A 14,919-nucleotide genomic window follows, 5' to 3' on the forward strand; every position below is an offset into this window, starting at 1 on the left:
GAAAGGCCTTTGGCCCCATGTCGTTCACCGTGGTCCTCGTCGGTCGGCCGAATGTCGGCAAGTCGACTCTCTTCAACCGTCTGGCCGGCAAGAAGCTGGCCCTGGTGGACGATACGCCGGGCGTCACCCGTGACTGGCGCTCGGCCCCGGCCCATGTCGGCGGCTTGTCCTTCACGGTGGTCGATACCGCCGGCTTGGAAGATGTGACCGACGACAGCCTGGAGGCGCGGATGCGCCGCCAGACCGAGCAGGCGCTTGCCCGCGCCGATGTCGCGCTGTTCATCATCGACGCCCGCGCGGGCATCACGCCGCTGGACCGCCATTTCGCGAACCTGCTGCGCCGGGGCAAGACCCCGGTGCTGCTGGTCGCCAACAAGACCGAGGGCAAGGCCAGCCAGCCCGGCATGTTCGAGTCCTACGAACTTGGCCTGGGCGATCCGATTCCGCTCTCCGCGGAGCATGGCGAGGGCATGGCCGACCTGGTCGAGGCGCTGCTTCCCTACGCCCCGCCCGACGACGGGGGAGAGGCGGAGGAGACCGACGATGGCTTCGATCCCAGCATCCCCATCGGCGACCAGCCGGAGCCGGAGGAGGATCGCAGCAAGCCGATCCAGATCGCCATCGTTGGCCGTCCGAACGTCGGCAAGTCGACGCTGCTGAACAGCCTGCTCGGTGAAGAACGCGTGCTGACCGGCCCGGAGGCCGGCATGACCCGCGACGCCATCGCCGTCGATTGGGAATGGCGCGACCGCCGCTTCAAGCTGGTCGACACCGCCGGCATGCGCCGCCGCGCCCGCGTCGACGAGAAGGTCGAAAAGCTGGCGGTTGCGGACAGCCTCCGCGTCATCCGCATGGCGAATGTCGTGGTGCTGGTGGTCGATGCCGGCGCCATCCTGGACAAGCAGGACCTGACCATCGCCCGACTGGTCATTTCCGAGGGCCGCGCCCTGGTGATTGCCGTCAACAAATGGGACACGGTGGATGACCGCGCCATGGCGCTGCGTCAGGTCGAGGACAAGCTCCAGGCCTCGCTCGGCTACATCAAGGGCGTGAAGGTCGTCACCATTTCGGCGCTGAAAGGCCACAAGCTCGACACGTTGCTGGACGGGGTGCTGGAAACCTACACCGTCTGGAACCGCCGAATCCCGACCGCGCAGCTGAATCGCTGGATCGAGGGCGTCCTGGAACACCATCCGCCACCCCTGGTGGAAGGCCGCCGGGTCAAGATCCGCTATGTTACCCAGGTGAAGACCCGCCCGCCGACCTTCGCCCTGTTCGTCAACAAGCCGTTGGACTTGCCGGAAAGCTACCAGCGCTATCTGACAACCCACCTGCGCGAGAGCTTCGACATGCCCGGCGTGCCGGTGCGGCTGCTGCTGCGCAAGGGCAAGAACCCGTACGCGGAGGATTGAGGGGGGCGTCGTGCCCCCTCCCTCCCACGCTCGCGCGTGGGTCCCTCCCTCCCCCGCTTCGCGGGAGAGGGTAGATTAGAAATGCGGCGGCGACAGTCCCCTCTCCCGCGATCGGACCGGCCTTAGGCCGGCCGAGAGCGGGGGAGGGTTAGGGAGGGGGCAAAAGTCCGCGAGGGGGCGAAACCTCGCAAAGGCCTCACCCCGCCTCCGGCTCCCACCCCTCCGGCGCCATCCTGAAGCCGGAGAACTCGAAGGCCGGCGCCACGGTGCAACTCACCAGCGACCAGCCTTCCGGCCCCTCCGCCAAGCTCCGCGCCGCCTGCCACGCGCCGACCGGCACCACCGCCTGCGGCCGCTCGCCGCCTTCTATGTCCATCCCCAGCCGGCAGCGCTCGACCGCACCGCCTTCTTCAAAAATCGACAGCTCCAGTGGCGCCCCGCCATGCCAGAGCCAGATTTCCACGGCATCCACCCTGTGCCAGTGCGACCGCTCGCCCGCCCGCAGCAGAAAGTAGATCGCCGTAACCGCCCCACGTTCGCCATCCGACGGCGCCCGGTAGGTCTCGATGTAATAGCCCCCCTCCGGATGCGGCTGCAGCCCCAGCAGGTCGATCAGCCGCTCTGCCGTCAACGCGCGGCCGGTCATCGGACGCTCCGTGCCGCCATGCCCAACCCCTCGCGCAGTTCCGGCATCAGCATCGCTCCCAGCATGGCGATCACCGGCAGCACCGCATAGTCGCCGCGGGCCGCCGCGTCGATCAGGTCGCGGGTGCTGTGCAGTTCGATCCGCATGTCCTCCAAATCGCCATGGTCGGGTTCCGCCACCTTGCGGGCGCCCTTGGCGTGGAACATGTGGCAGGTGCTGCCCTTCGAATTGGCGCCGACCACGAAACCGCCCAGCGCCGTCCAGTCGTCGGCGGCATAGCCGGTCTCCTCCAGAAGCTCGCGCTTGGCGGCGGCCAGCGGGTCTTCACCGGGATCGATGGCGCCGGCCGGGAAGGTCAGGCTGACGCGCCGCGCCCCATGCTTGTAGGTGCGCAGCATCACGACCTTGCCGTCCTTGGTCTCGACATACATCAGCGCGAAATCGGGCTGGTCCAGCTGGTAGAAATTCTCCACCGTCCGCCCATCCGGCAACTGCACCGTCTCCGCCCGCACCTTCAGATAGGGGCTGGCGTCGAGCAGGTCGCGGCTGTCCAGCACCGTCCAGGGCTCAAGCTCGTCGCTCATGCGGCATTTCCGTAGGGCGGCTGGGTGAAGCCGGCGGGGGAGAGGGTGAAGATCTCGCAGCCGTCCTCGGTGATGCCGATCTGGTGCTCGAACTGGGCCGACAGCGAGCGGTCGCGGGTGACCGTGGTCCAGCCGTCGGACAGGATCTTCACCTCGTGCCGGCCGGCGTTGATCATCGGCTCAACCGTGAAGACCATGCCGGGCCGCAGTTCCACGCCGGTGCCGGGCTTGCCGAAATGGTCCACATGCGGCGCGTCGTGGAAGACCTGCCCGATGCCGTGCCCGCCGAAGTCGCGGACGACGGAACAGCGCGCGGCCTCCGCCATGGTCTGGATGGCATGGCCGATGTCGCCCAGATGGTTGCCGGGCTTGGCCTGGGCGATGCCGGCCATCATGCAGCGCCAGGTCAGGTCGACCAGTTTGCGCGCCTTGACGCCGATCTTCTCGCCGACGAAATACATGCGGCTGCTGTCGCCGTACCAGCCGTCCAGGATCACGGTGACGTCGATGTTGACGATGTCGCCTTCGACCAGCTTTTTGTCGTCGCTGGGGATGCCATGGTTGACGACATGGTTGGGCGAGATGCAGCTGCATGCCGGATAGCCATGATAGCCGAGCGTCGCCGGAATGCCGCCCCGGTCGCGCTGGAACTCCTCGATCAGCTTGTCGAGCCGGCCGGTGCTGACGCCCGGCACCACGAAGGGCGTGATGTAATCCAGCGTCTCCGCAGCCAGCCGTCCGGCCTTTCGCAGCGCCGCAAAGCCTTCCGGGCCATGCAGGACGATTCGCTTGCCTTCCTTGTCCATCAGACCGTCATCCGTCACTTAAATCCTCTTTTCCTCTTCGAAACCCCTCTCCCGCCCTGGGAGATGGACCTGCTCAAAACCGCGCAACAAGCTATCATGCCCCCGGTCTGAAAAAAGCCCCTGCATTCCACCCCTGCAAACGTAGGATTCAGCGGAACGGCTTGCTATATGTGGCGGGCCTTATCCCCATCGGACTACCAGACCTTTGGCGAAGCCCACCACCCGATTTGTCTGCCAGGCTTGCGGCGCCTCCTTCCCCAAATGGGCGGGCAAGTGCGACGCTTGCGGCGAATGGAACAGCCTCGTCGAAGAGGCGGCGCCCGACAGCGCGCCCAAGGGGCTGGGATCGGCCCGCGGTCGCCGCATCGACTTCGTCGGCCTTCAGGGCAGCAGCGAGGCACCGCCGCGGCGCATGACCGGCATTGCCGAGTTCGACCGCGTGTGCGGCGGCGGGCTGGTTCCCGGCTCGGCCATTCTGATCGGCGGCGATCCCGGCATCGGCAAATCGACCCTTCTGCTCCAGGCCATGGCCCGGCTGTCGCAGGACCACCGCTGCGCCTATGTCTCCGGCGAGGAGGCGGTGGACCAAGTGCGGCTGCGCGCCCAGCGTCTGGGTTGCGCGTCGGCTCCGGTGGATCTGGCATCTGCCACCAGCGTGCGCGACATCGTCGCCTCGCTGGACGACGCCAAGGGTCCGGAGGTGATCGTCATCGATTCGATCCAGACCATGTATATGGACAATCTGGACAGCGCCCCCGGCACCGTCGCCCAGGTCCGCGCCAGCGCGCAGGAGCTGATCCGCGTCGCCAAGCGGCGCGGCGTCGTCCTTCTGCTGGTCGGCCATGTGACCAAGGAAGGCATGATCGCCGGTCCCCGCGTGCTGGAGCACATGGTGGACACGGTGCTCTATTTCGAAGGCGAGCGCGGTCACCAGTTCCGCATCCTGCGCGCGGTGAAGAACCGCTTCGGCCCGACCGACGAGATCGGCGTGTTCGAGATGGGCGACGGCGGTCTCGGTGAGGTCGCCAACCCGTCCGCCCTGTTCCTGGCCGAACGGCGCGGCGACGTGTCGGGCGCCGCGGTCTTCGCCGGGATGGAGGGCACGCGCCCCGTCCTGGTCGAGGTCCAGGCGCTGGTCGCCCCGTCGCCGCTCGGCACGCCGCGCCGCGCGGTGGTCGGCTGGGACTCGGCGCGGCTCGCCATGGTGCTGGCGGTGCTGGAGGCGCGTTGCGGCGTGCAGATCGGCGCCAACGACGTTTATCTGAATGTGGCCGGCGGACTTCGCATCACCGAACCGGCCGCCGACCTCGCGGTTGCCGCCGCACTCGTCTCGTCGCTGACCGGGGAGCCGGTTCCGGCCGACGCGGTGGTGTTCGGGGAGATCGGCCTGTCCGGCGAGGTCCGCGCCGTCGGCCAGAGCGACACGCGTCTGAAGGAGGCGGCGAAGCTCGGCTTCTCCTCCGCCATCTTCCCGGCGCGACGGACCGGCAAGAAGGGCAGCCGCGGCGACAACGGCCTCAAGACGGTCGAACTCCAGCAGTTGGGCGAGTTGATGCCGCTGTTCCAGGCGCAGGGCTCCTCCGGCAGGCCGCCCTCCCGCCGACCACACGACGACAACGACACGCGCCGCTGGCGCGACGACGAATTCATCTGACCGCACTCTCATTATCGGCACAGGGCAATGGACAACCTTCCCGTCAATCCGGTGGACATCGTCGTCATCGCCGTCCTGCTTCTGTCGGCGCTGCTCGCCTTCAGCCGCGGCATGGTGGCCGAAGTGGTGTCGGTCGCCGCCTGGGCCGGCGCTGCGGTGATCACGCTCTACGCGCTGCCCCATGTCCTTCCCTATGCACAGATCTATATCCGGTTCGAGATGCTGGCCTACGCCGCTTCCGCGGTCGGGGTGTTCATCATCGCGCTGATCGTGCTGTCCCTGCTGGGCCGCAGCCTGTCGCGCGGGGTGCAGGCTTCGGCCCTGTCGGCGCTGGACCGCACGCTGGGCTTCGTCTTCGGCCTGGTGAAGGGCGGGGTACTGGTGTCGATCGCCTACCTGTTCTTCCTGTGGCTGGTGCCCAATCCGGCGGAACAGCCGGCCTGGCTGCAGGAGGCGAAGACCCGCCCGTTCCTGACGATGGGGGCGGAGACGCTCTACGGCTTCGTTCCGGAGAATCTGCGAAAGGAAGGGCTCGGCCAGATGGACATGGCGCGCGACCGCGCACGTCAGGCGATGGAGGCCAAGCAGGCGCTCGACCGCCTGTCGACGCCGGTACCCAGCCCCGCGAAGACCGGGGGTGCACCGGCACCCGATACCGGTTATAAGGACCGCGACCGCGCCGACCTTGAAAGGCTGATGCAGAACAACGCCCGCTGAGCTTGACCGCTCGGTTTCGGCGCTTTCGACGTTTGTGGACCGTTTTCTCGTTGCATGTGCTGACGCGCGCCGACGGCGCCTCTTGGACGAAGGACTTCTGGTGATGCTGACGACGCATCCGTTCGACGACGACAAGCTGCGCGAAGAGTGCGGCGTGTTCGGCATCTACGGCAACCCGCAGGCGGGCGCCATCACGGCGCTGGGCCTGCATGCCCTGCAGCACCGCGGGCAGGAGGCGGCGGGCATCGTCAGCTTCGACGGCGGCCGCTTCCACCTGCAGCACACGCTGGGCCTGGTCGGCGACCATTTCAGCTCCGAGGCGATCATCGCCAAGCTGAAGGGCGCCAGCGCCATCGGCCATGTGCGCTACGCCACCACCGGCGACACCTCGATCCGCAACGTCCAGCCGCTCTATGCCGATTTCGAGTTCGGCGGCTTTGCGCTGGCCCACAACGGCAACCTGACCAACGCGCAGACCCTGCGCCGCCAGCTGGTCCGCCGCGGCTGCCTGTTCCAGTCCTCCACCGACACCGAGGTGATCGTCCACCTGATGGCGACCGCCCGCGGCGGCTCGCCGGTGGATCGCCTGATCGAGGCGGTCCGGCAGGTCGAAGGCGCCTTCTCCCTGGTGGCGCTGACCTCCAAGGAGGTGATCGGCGTGCGTGACGCTCTCGGCGTTCGTCCGCTGGTGCTGGGCCGGCTGGGCGACACCCACATCCTGGCGAGCGAGACCTGCGCCTTCGACATCGTCGGTGCCGAATATGTCCGCGACGTCGAGCCGGGCGAGATGATCGTCATCGACGCCGGTGGCGTGCACAGCCTGCGCCCGTTCCAGCCGCAGCAGCGCCGCCTGTGCATCTTCGAATACATCTACTTCGCCCGTCCCGACAGTGTGATGGAAGGCACCTCCGTCTACGAGGCGCGCCAGCGCATCGGCCGTGAGCTGGCCCGCGAGGCCGGCGTTCCCGCCGACGTGATCGTGCCGGTGCCCGACAGCGGCGTGCCCGCGGCGCTGGGCTATGCCCAGGAAGCCGGCGTGCCATTCGATCTCGGCATCATCCGCAACCATTATGTTGGCCGCACCTTCATCGAGCCGACCGACCAGATCCGCCATCTGGGCGTGAAGCTGAAGCACAACGCCAACCGCGCGATGATCGAAGGCAAGCGCGTCGTGCTGGTGGACGACTCGATCGTCCGCGGCACCACGTCGAAGAAGATCGTCGAGATGGTGCGTGCCGCCGGTGCCGCCGAGGTGCACATGCGCATCTCCAGCCCGCCGACCTCGCACCCATGCTTCTACGGCATCGACACGCCGGAACAGGGAAAGCTGCTGGCCCACCGCATGACGGTGGAGCAGATGCGCGACTTCATCCAGGCCGACAGCCTCGCTTTCATCTCGCTCGACGGCCTCTATCGGGCGATGGGCGAGGAGAAGCGCGATCCGGCCAACCTCGGCTACTGCGATGCCTGCTTCACCGGCGATTACCCGATCCCGCTGACCGACGCGCTGGAAAATCCGCCCGTCGAGGCGAACGTCGCCGTCCGCGCCTGATCCCAAAACCCTCCTCCCGCAACGGGGGAGGGTTTTTCGTATGTGAACGAACAATAAACCCAGGAAACGAGTCTCCACCATGTCCCGTCTTTCCGGCCGCATCGCCCTCGTCACCGGCGCATCGCGCGGCATCGGCGCCGCCGTCGCCAAGCGCTTTGCCGCCGAAGGCGCCCATCTGGTCCTGGTCGCCCGCACCGTCGGCGGGCTGGAGGAGACCGACGACGCCATCCAGAAGATCTCCGGCCAGTCGGCGACCCTGGTGCCGATGGACCTGCGCGACTACGACAAGATCGACCAGCTTGGCCACGCGCTGTATGAGCGATTCGGCAAGCTGGACGTGGTCGTCGGCAATGCCGGCGCGCTGGAGGCTCTCGGCCCCGTCGCACAGTACGACCCGAAGCTGTGGTCGCGGGTGATGGACCTGAACGTGACGGCGAACTATCGCCTGATCCGCTCGATGGATCCGCTGCTGCGCGCATCCGGTACGGGGCGCGCCATCTTCGTCACCTCGGCCGCCGCCAAGGCCCCGCAACATTATTGGATGCCCTACGGCGCCAGCAAGGCGGCGCTGGAGATGATCGTGAAGACCTATGCGATGGAAGTCGCCGGCTCCAGCGTGCGCGTCAACCTGATCGATCCGGGCGTGGTCGCGACCAAGCTGCGCACCCAGGCCTTCCCCGGCGAGGATCCGAAGAAGATCACCCAGCCGGAACAGGTGACCGAGCGATTCGTGGAACTGGCCGAAGCCGCCTGCACGAAGCACGGCGAACTGGTTCTGGCGCAGTAACCGGCCCCTACTTGGCGTCCCAGGACCTTCCTCCCGATCCTTCCCCGTGGCCGGCAGACGCCGGGCGGGGAAGGGCGGATGGAAATGAAGGCGCGTTCCGACCTGCCGCCTTTACAGGGTGAAGATCGCCAGCAGAACCAGCACCGCGATCACGCCCGCGATGCTGTACTTCATGAATTTGGTGAAGGCGATCCAGGTCGCCTGATGGGTACGTACGGTCTCTTCACTGACCGGATTGGGACTTACGGCCGCCATATCGATCAACCCTCCAACAGTTTCTTTTGCCCGCAATTCTGACGCAGGCGTACGGAAACGCAACAGATTCCGAGTGGAACCGTCAACTATGCCGGAAGGGTAGGAGCCGGAAGGGAGAACCCGCCTAAAGCGGCGGGTTGAGAATCGTCGGCAGTTCAGGCACCGGACCGTCGATCCGCACCAGATCGCCGTCGACGCGGGCGCGACCCTCAGCGATCAGGCGGACGGCATGGGGATAAAGCTTGTGCTCCGCCTCCAGCACCCGATCGGCCAGACGCTGGGCATCATCGCCGGGCAGAACCGGAACGGCGGCCTGCGCGATGATCGGACCATCGTCCATCGCAGGGCGGACATGATGGACGGTGCAGCCATGGAAACGGACGCCGGTGGCCAGCGCCCGTTCATGGGTGTCCAGCCCCTTGAAGGAGGGCAGAAGGGACGGGTGGATGTTGATGAGCGCATCCTGCCAGCGCCCGACGAACCAGGGCGACAGCAGCCGCATGAAGCCGGCGAGACAGACCAGCTCGACGCCGGCCTCCCGCAGCCGGGCATCCATTGCCGCCTCGAAGGCCGGCTTGTCGCCGGGATAGTCGCGGTGGCTGACCACCGCGGTGGCGATCCCAGCCGCGGAGGCCCGTTCCAGGCCGAAGGCATCGGCCTTGTTGGACAGCACCAGCGCGATCTCGGCCGGGAAATCCGGCGCGGCGCAGGCGTCGATCAACGCCTGCAGATTGCTGCCGCGCCCCGAGATCAGGACGCCGAGCTTCAACTTGCTCATCGAACTATCCTTGGGAACGATTCCCGGGGGCGTTCCTTACGCGGTCCAGGCCGCGTCCATGCCGTTGACGGTCACGCGGGCGTCGCCGTCCTTCAGGGCGGTGACGGTGCCGACGGTGTAGACCGTCTCGCCGCCCTCGCGCAGGATGTCGATGGCCTCGTTCGCCTTGTCGGCGGGAACCACGACGACCATGCCGAGGCCGACGTTGAAGGTGCGCGCCATCTCGTACGGAGCGATGCCGCCGGTCTTCATCAGCCAGGAGAAGACGGGGGGCAGGGTCCAGGTCGAGGCGTCGAGCACGACACCCAGTCCGTCGGGGAGGACGCGCGGAATGTTCTCGATCAGGCCGCCGCCGGTGATGTGGGCCATGGCACGGACCGTGCCGGCGCGCACCGCCTTCAACGTGCTCTTTACATAGATGCGGGTCGGCGTCAGCAGGGCCTCGCCGAGCGACTTCGACTCGTCCCACGGGCAGGCGGCATCATAGCCGAGCCCGGATTTCTCCACCAGCTTGCGCACCAGCGAATAGCCGTTGGAATGCACACCGGTGGACGCGAGACCGAGAACAACGTCGCCCGCCTGGACGGCGGAACCGGTCAGGGCGTGCTGGCGTTCAACAGCACCGACGGAGAATCCTGCGAGGTCGTAATCACCTTCGGAATACATGCCCGGCATCTCGGCGGTCTCGCCGCCGACCAGCGCGCAGCCGGCCTGACGGCAGCCTTCCGCAATGCCGGCGACGATGTCGCGGCCGGCGGCCACGTCGAGCTTGCCGGTGGCGTAGTAATCCAGGAACAGAAGCGGCTCGGCGCCCTGGACCACCAGATCGTTGACGCACATGGCGACGAGATCGATACCGACGGTGTCGTGACGGTTGGCGAGAATCGCCACCTTCAGCTTGGTGCCGACGCCGTCGGTCGTCGCGACCAGGAGCGGATCCTGGTAGCCGGCGGCGCGCAGGTCGAACAGGGCGCCGAAGCCGCCCAGGCCCGCGTCGGAGCCGGAACGCGCGGTGGAGCGGGCAAGGGGCTTGATCGCTTCGACAAGCGCGTTGCCCGCATCGATGTCCACACCGGCCTGCTTGTAGGCGTCGGACATGTTATAGGACTGGGTGCTGATGGTATCCTCGCTTGGGCTGAGCTATATACCGGGCCTTGGGCTCGGGCCGAACATACTCGAATCGGAAGGCTTTGCAATGCTCCACCGCCGCCGCGCGCCGCTCCTCGCCGGTCTTGCTGCCATGTCCACCGCTCTGGTCCTGACCATGACCGGGCCGGCGGGTGCGCAGACCGGCTCCCCGCCGCCGGCCGCCGCCACTTCTGCCGCCATGCCGTCCGCCGCGGATCCCTTCGCGGTGTCGGGCGTCCGGGTCGACATCAACGGCAGCAACCCGACCACGGTCCGCGACCAGGCGATCCGCGAGGCGCAGGCCAAGGCCTGGGCGGAGCTGTACCGCCGCCTCGTCCCCGGCGGCACCCCGCCGCGCCTGTCGGACAATGAGATCGCCAGGATGGTTCAGGGCTTCGAGATCGATGAGGAAAAGGTGTCGGCCAGCCGCTATGTCGGCGCCATCACCGTGCGGTTCCGCCCCAATGCGGTGCGCGACGCACTCGGCCAGAGCGGCGGCGCCACCCAGTATGTCGAGCCGCCGTCGCGTCCCTTCGTCATCCTGCCGGTGACCCAGACCGAAGGGCGCACCATCCTGTGGCAGGACCGCACCCCCTGGCGTGCGGCGTGGGAGGCGCGGCAACCCGCCGCATCCCTGGTGCCGCTGGTGGTGCCGGACGGTGAGTTGACCGACGCCCAGGCGATCAGCGGCGAGGACGCCGTCGCCGGCAATGCCGAGGCGCTCGCCCGCATCGCCCAGGCCTACAAGGCCGGCGGAGTCGTGGTCGCCCGCACCGATCTGCCGGCCAACGGCCCGGATCCGGCGCGCGGCATGACGGTCGATCTCACGCGCTATGGGCTGGACGGCACGCGCGACAATCAGGTCGTGCAGGTGAAGGGCGGCAGCAGCGCCGACGACGTGCTGAACCGCGCGGTCGCCGCGGTCGGCACCCAGCTGGACGAGTCCTGGCGGCGCGAGCACACCACGGCGACCGGTCCGGAGCATAACACTCTGGTCCGCATTCCGCTGTCGGCGGTGAACGACTGGGTGGAGACGCGCAAGCGCCTTTCCTCCGTCAATGCGGTGACGCGGACCAACCTCATGTCGATCAGCCGCAGCGAGGCGCTGATCACCCTGACCCATCGCGGCGATCCGGACCAGCTGACCCAGGCGCTTGCCCGCCAGGATCTGGGCCTTGCACGCACGGCCGCGGCCGCTCCCGCCGCCTATCCCGGTGCGCCGCTGCCGGTTCCCTCCGCCGACTGGCAGCTGACGCTGCTGCCGCGCGGGTCGGGCGCCGCGTCGGCCGGGGCCGTTCCGTCCTCCGCTTCGCCGGCAGCTTCCCCGATCCAGGCCTCGCCGATGTCGCTGGCACCATCGGCGCCGCTCGATGCCGGCGGCACGCTGGGCGCTCCGCCGCGCAATCTGGGAACGCTGCCGGCCAAGAGCGCGCCGTGAGCGTTCCGAACATCATCACCTTCCTGCGCATCGTGGCGGTTCCGGCCGCGATGTACATGATCCTGACCGGCAAGATGGAGTGGGCCTTTGCCCTCTTCGTCGCCGCCGGCCTGTCCGATGCGCTGGACGGCGCCATCGCCCGCATGTTCAGGGCGCGTACGGTGCTGGGCGGCTACCTCGATCCGCTTGCCGACAAGGCGCTGATCGTCGGCGTGTACGTGGCGCTGGCCTGGGTCGGGTCGATCCCGCTCTGGCTGGCGATGATGGTGATCTTCCGCGACATCATGATCATCGGCGGCGTCATCCTGCTGTTCACGCTGAAGGAGACGCTGGCGATGCAGCCGCTCTACATCAGCAAGGTGAACACGGTGGTGCAGATCGCGCTTGCCGCCGCGGTGCTGGCCCCACCGGCACTGGGCCTGCCGGAAATCCATCTGTACGGGTGGGAGCTGGTCGATGTGCTGGTGTACGCCTGCACGGTGACCACCGTGCTGTCCGGCCTGCTGTACGCGCGGCGCGGTGCCCTGCTGTTCAACCGGCTCGGCGGCGTTCCGTGACGTCGGCCAAGCAGCTCCGCTTCTGGCTGATCGGGCTCGGACTGTTCGTCCTTGCGCTGTGGCTGCTGGCCGACATGCTACTGCCCTTCGTGGTCGGGCTGGCCATCGCCTATCTGCTCGATCCGCTGGTCGACCGGCTGGAGCGGGCGCGGCTGCCGCGCTGGCTCGGCACCACGCTGGTGCTGCTGGGATTCCTGCTGGTCCTGGTGCTGATGTCGCTGCTTCTCGTGCCGTTGGTGCAGGGGCAGATCTCCCACCTGCTTGAGGTGTTGCCGACCTATGCCACCCTGGTGAAGGAGCGGCTGATCCCGGCGCTCGACCGCTTCATCCACCGGCTTCCGGCTGACGATGTGGAGCGGCTGCGCGCCGCCGCCGGCAATTATGCCGGGGAGGTGGCTGGGATCGTTGGCCGCCTCGTCAGCCGGATCCTGTCAGGCGGCCTCGCGCTGTTCGACATCGTGACCCTGATGTTCATCACGCCCATCGTCGCCTTCTATCTGATGCGCGACTGGGACGTGATGGTGGGGAAGGTCGATTCGTGGCTGCCGCGCCAGCATGCCGATACCGTGCGCGAGCAGGCGCGCGAGGTGAATGTGACCCTGTCCGGCTTCGTGCGCGGGCAGGCAATGGTCTGCCTCGTGCTGGGCGTCTTCTATGCGCTGGCCCTGTCGGCGGCCGGGCTGGATTTCGGGCTGGTGATCGGGCTGATGGCCGGGATTCTGTCCTTCATCCCCTATGTCGGCAGCCTGTTCGGCTTCGTCGCCAGCACCGGCCTTGCCCTGCTGCAGTTCGACGAGCTCTGGCGGGTCGCCGTCGTTGTCGGCATCTTCCTGTTCGGACAGGCGGTGGAAGGCAATGTCCTGACGCCGAAGCTGGTCGGCGACAAGGTCGGGCTGCATGCGGTCTGGGTGATGTTCGCCTTGTTGGCCGGCGGCAGCCTGTTCGGATTCGTCGGCGTGCTGCTGGCGGTTCCGGTGGCTGCGGTGATCGGCGTGTTGACCCGCTTCGCATTGCGACAGTATCTCTCAAGCCCGTACTACCGCGGCACCGACGCGGAACGCTGATGGGTGTGTCCGCATGAGCTTGCCGGCGCAGATACCGCTCGACCTTGGGCATCGGACGGCGATGGGCTGCGAGGACTTCCTCGTGGCGTCCAGCAATGCCGACGCGGTGGCGTGGCTCGACCGCTGGCCGTCCTGGCCGGCTCCGGCGCTGACCGTGTTCGGACCGGCCGGCTGCGGCAAGACCCACCTGTCTCAGGTCTGGCGTGCCCGCAGCCATGCCGTCGTCACCAGGGGCGATATGCTCGACTCGGGCGTGGTGCCGGCGCTGCTGGCGCCAGCCAACGCGGTGGTGGTCGAGGATGCCGATGCGGTGTCCGGCAGGCCCGAGCGGGAAGAGGCGCTGTTCCACCTCTACAATCTCGCCCGCGAGCAGCAAGGCCATCTTCTGCTGCTGTCGCGCAAAGCGCCGTCACGCTGGCGCACGCGGTTGGCCGATCTGCGGTCCCGCATCAAGGGGGCGCCGGCGGTCGAGGTTCGCCCGCCCGACGACGCGCTGCTGGCCGCCGTGCTGGTGAAGCTGTTCGCCGACCGGCAATTGCGGCCGGGGCTGGAGGTCATCACCTATCTGCTGGCACGGATGGAGCGGTCACTCGACTTCGCCCGCCGGCTGGTGGCGGCACTGGACCACGCATCGCTCGCCGCCCATCGCGGGGTGACCGTGCCGCTGGCGCGCGAGGTCCTTTCGGAACTGCAACGGACGGAACCGCAACGATCCGGTTCCAAAACCACCCGCTGAGAACATAAGGAAGGGACGAGCATGGATTTGGGTATCGCCGGCCGCCGCGCCATCGTCTGCGCCGCCAGCAAGGGTCTGGGCCGTGCCTGCGCCTTCGCGCTGGCCCGCGAGGGCGTGCATGTCACCCTGACTGCCCGCAGCGCCGACGCGCTGGAGGCGACGGCGGAGGAGATCCGCAGGGCGACCGGCGCCACCGTCGCCACCGCCCCCGGCGACATCACGACGGAAGAGGGACGGGCCGCGGCACTCGCCGCCTGTCCGGAGCCGGACATCCTGATCAACAATGCCGGCGGGCCGCCCCCCGGCGATTTCCACGACTGGGACCGCGAGGATTGGATCCGCGCGCTGGACGCCAACATGCTGGCGCCCATCTTCCTCATCAAGGCGACGGTCGACGGGATGATCGACCGCCGGTTCGGCCGGATCGTCAACATCACCTCGGCCGCGGTGCGGGCACCGATCCCGATTCTTGGTCTGTCGAACGGTGCGCGCAGCGGCCTGACCGGATTCGTCGCCGGACTGTCGCGCCAGACGGTGAAACACAACGTCACCATCAACAATCTGCTGCCCGGCCCGTTCGAGACCGACCGCCTGCGCAAGACCATGGAAGGCGGAGCCAAGGCCGCCGGTCGCAGCATCGACGAAGAGATGGAACTCCGCCGCAAGGGAAACCCCGCTGGCCGATTCGGGGATCCTGATGAATTCGGGGCCGCCTGCGCCTTCCTCTGCGCTGCGAGTTCCGGTTTCATGACCGGCCAGAACATCCTTCTGGACGGCGGAGCCTACCCGGGCACCATGTAGTGGG

The 14,919-nt window shown here is 67.8% G+C and carries 16 protein-coding genes; 10 read left to right on the forward strand and 6 right to left on the reverse strand.

What is annotated here, in order from left to right; translation table 11 throughout:
* Window positions 1-17: 17 nt before the first annotated feature.
* Window positions 18-1,412: a ribosome biogenesis GTPase Der gene (der, locus tag FZ983_RS10375; protein WP_149223477.1), complete on the forward strand. Its 1,395-nt coding sequence runs from the start codon at window positions 18-20 to the stop codon at window positions 1,410-1,412.
* Window positions 1,413-1,608: 196 nt separating this feature from the next.
* Here der and FZ983_RS10380 read toward each other — a convergent pair whose 3' ends face one another.
* The 3 genes from FZ983_RS10380 to map are packed head-to-tail and all read right to left on the reverse strand — an operon-like array spanning window position 1,609 to window position 3,448.
* Window positions 1,609-2,058, reverse strand: a complete 450-nt coding sequence (locus FZ983_RS10380; RefSeq protein ID WP_149223478.1) for a cupin domain-containing protein — start codon at window positions 2,056-2,058, stop codon at window positions 1,609-1,611.
* A complete protein-coding gene (locus FZ983_RS10385; RefSeq protein WP_149223479.1) occupies window positions 2,055-2,642 on the reverse strand; it encodes an NUDIX hydrolase in 588 nt (195 codons plus the stop codon). The genes FZ983_RS10380 and FZ983_RS10385 overlap by 4 nt, the downstream gene beginning before the upstream one ends.
* Entirely contained in the window at window positions 2,639-3,448 is an 810-nt protein-coding gene (map, locus tag FZ983_RS10390; RefSeq protein WP_149223617.1) for a type I methionyl aminopeptidase, read from the reverse strand. Before map ends, FZ983_RS10385 begins: the two co-directional genes overlap by 4 nt.
* A gap of 205 nt (window positions 3,449-3,653) precedes the next feature.
* Between map and radA the strand changes: the two genes are divergently transcribed.
* From radA to FZ983_RS10410, 4 genes are all read left to right on the forward strand, one after another.
* Entirely contained in the window at window positions 3,654-5,102 is a 1,449-nt protein-coding gene (gene radA, locus FZ983_RS10395) for a DNA repair protein RadA (protein ID WP_149223480.1), read from the forward strand.
* A 27-nt stretch (window positions 5,103-5,129) separates the two neighbouring features.
* The gene (locus tag FZ983_RS10400) at window positions 5,130-5,819 is read left to right on the forward strand and encodes a CvpA family protein (protein WP_149223481.1); all 690 of its coding nucleotides are present in this window, start codon (window positions 5,130-5,132) and stop codon (window positions 5,817-5,819) included.
* A gap of 103 nt (window positions 5,820-5,922) precedes the next feature.
* Complete coding sequence (gene purF / locus FZ983_RS10405; RefSeq protein ID WP_188092286.1) at window positions 5,923-7,371, forward strand: amidophosphoribosyltransferase; 1,449 nt, start codon at window positions 5,923-5,925, stop codon at window positions 7,369-7,371.
* Window positions 7,372-7,450: 79 nt separating this feature from the next.
* A complete protein-coding gene (locus tag FZ983_RS10410; RefSeq protein ID WP_149223483.1) occupies window positions 7,451-8,158 on the forward strand; it encodes an SDR family NAD(P)-dependent oxidoreductase in 708 nt (235 codons plus the stop codon).
* A gap of 111 nt (window positions 8,159-8,269) precedes the next feature.
* Here the strand turns inward: FZ983_RS10410 and FZ983_RS10415 are convergent, their stop codons facing one another.
* From FZ983_RS10415 to purM, 3 genes are all read right to left on the reverse strand, one after another.
* Window positions 8,270-8,413 carry an aa3-type cytochrome c oxidase subunit IV gene (locus FZ983_RS10415; protein ID WP_014247532.1) on the reverse strand — a complete coding sequence of 48 codons (144 nt, stop codon included), beginning with the start codon at window positions 8,411-8,413 and terminating at the stop codon, window positions 8,270-8,272.
* Between the two features lie 124 nt (window positions 8,414-8,537).
* Window positions 8,538-9,191 carry a phosphoribosylglycinamide formyltransferase gene (gene purN / locus FZ983_RS10420; RefSeq protein WP_149223484.1) on the reverse strand — a complete coding sequence of 218 codons (654 nt, stop codon included), beginning with the start codon at window positions 9,189-9,191 and terminating at the stop codon, window positions 8,538-8,540.
* A gap of 36 nt (window positions 9,192-9,227) precedes the next feature.
* Entirely contained in the window at window positions 9,228-10,289 is a 1,062-nt protein-coding gene (purM, locus tag FZ983_RS10425; RefSeq protein ID WP_149223485.1) for a phosphoribosylformylglycinamidine cyclo-ligase, read from the reverse strand.
* A 97-nt stretch (window positions 10,290-10,386) separates the two neighbouring features.
* Between purM and FZ983_RS10430 the strand changes: the two genes are divergently transcribed.
* Genes FZ983_RS10430 through FZ983_RS10450 form a run of 5 tightly spaced genes read left to right on the forward strand, consistent with a single transcriptional unit; the run spans window position 10,387 to window position 14,915 of the window.
* On the forward strand, window positions 10,387-11,757 hold the full coding sequence (locus tag FZ983_RS10430; protein WP_149223486.1) for a DUF2066 domain-containing protein: 1,371 nt from the start codon (window positions 10,387-10,389) through the stop codon (window positions 11,755-11,757).
* Window positions 11,754-12,314, forward strand: a complete 561-nt coding sequence (locus FZ983_RS10435; RefSeq protein WP_149223487.1) for a CDP-alcohol phosphatidyltransferase family protein — start codon at window positions 11,754-11,756, stop codon at window positions 12,312-12,314. Before FZ983_RS10430 ends, FZ983_RS10435 begins: the two co-directional genes overlap by 4 nt.
* Window positions 12,311-13,378, forward strand: coding sequence for an AI-2E family transporter (locus FZ983_RS10440; RefSeq protein WP_149223488.1), 1,068 nt, complete (start codon window positions 12,311-12,313; stop codon window positions 13,376-13,378). The genes FZ983_RS10435 and FZ983_RS10440 overlap by 4 nt, the downstream gene beginning before the upstream one ends.
* A 13-nt stretch (window positions 13,379-13,391) precedes the next feature.
* The gene (locus FZ983_RS10445) at window positions 13,392-14,114 is read left to right on the forward strand and encodes a DnaA/Hda family protein (protein WP_149223489.1); all 723 of its coding nucleotides are present in this window, start codon (window positions 13,392-13,394) and stop codon (window positions 14,112-14,114) included.
* Window positions 14,115-14,135: 21 nt separating this feature from the next.
* Window positions 14,136-14,915, forward strand: a complete 780-nt coding sequence (locus FZ983_RS10450; RefSeq protein ID WP_149223490.1) for an SDR family oxidoreductase — start codon at window positions 14,136-14,138, stop codon at window positions 14,913-14,915.
* The last annotated feature ends 4 nt before the right edge of the window (window positions 14,916-14,919 follow it).

The organism is Azospirillum sp. B21, assembly GCF_008364825.1.
Lineage (GTDB): Bacteria > Pseudomonadota > Alphaproteobacteria > Azospirillales > Azospirillaceae > Azospirillum.

What these genes read in the sequence shown, in the direction of transcription:
- purF (WP_188092286.1), top strand. Translation starts at nt 5,923, where the DNA reads ATGCTGACGACGCATCCGTTCGACGACGACAAGCTGCGCGAAGAGTGC.
- map (WP_149223617.1), bottom strand. Translation starts at nt 3,448, where the DNA reads ATGGACAAGGAAGGCAAGCGAATCGTCCTGCATGGCCCGGAAGGCTTT.
- FZ983_RS10410 (WP_149223483.1), top strand. Translation starts at nt 7,451, where the DNA reads ATGTCCCGTCTTTCCGGCCGCATCGCCCTCGTCACCGGCGCATCGCGC.
- purN (WP_149223484.1), bottom strand. Translation starts at nt 9,191, where the DNA reads ATGAGCAAGTTGAAGCTCGGCGTCCTGATCTCGGGGCGCGGCAGCAAT.
- FZ983_RS10430 (WP_149223486.1), top strand. Translation starts at nt 10,387, where the DNA reads ATGCTCCACCGCCGCCGCGCGCCGCTCCTCGCCGGTCTTGCTGCCATG.
- FZ983_RS10415 (WP_014247532.1), bottom strand. Translation starts at nt 8,413, where the DNA reads ATGGCGGCCGTAAGTCCCAATCCGGTCAGTGAAGAGACCGTACGTACC.
- FZ983_RS10385 (WP_149223479.1), bottom strand. Translation starts at nt 2,642, where the DNA reads ATGAGCGACGAGCTTGAGCCCTGGACGGTGCTGGACAGCCGCGACCTG.
- der (WP_149223477.1), top strand. Translation starts at nt 18, where the DNA reads ATGTCGTTCACCGTGGTCCTCGTCGGTCGGCCGAATGTCGGCAAGTCG.
- FZ983_RS10400 (WP_149223481.1), top strand. Translation starts at nt 5,130, where the DNA reads ATGGACAACCTTCCCGTCAATCCGGTGGACATCGTCGTCATCGCCGTC.
- FZ983_RS10380 (WP_149223478.1), bottom strand. Translation starts at nt 2,058, where the DNA reads ATGACCGGCCGCGCGTTGACGGCAGAGCGGCTGATCGACCTGCTGGGG.
- purM (WP_149223485.1), bottom strand. Translation starts at nt 10,289, where the DNA reads ATGTCCGACGCCTACAAGCAGGCCGGTGTGGACATCGATGCGGGCAAC.
- FZ983_RS10445 (WP_149223489.1), top strand. Translation starts at nt 13,392, where the DNA reads ATGAGCTTGCCGGCGCAGATACCGCTCGACCTTGGGCATCGGACGGCG.
- FZ983_RS10450 (WP_149223490.1), top strand. Translation starts at nt 14,136, where the DNA reads ATGGATTTGGGTATCGCCGGCCGCCGCGCCATCGTCTGCGCCGCCAGC.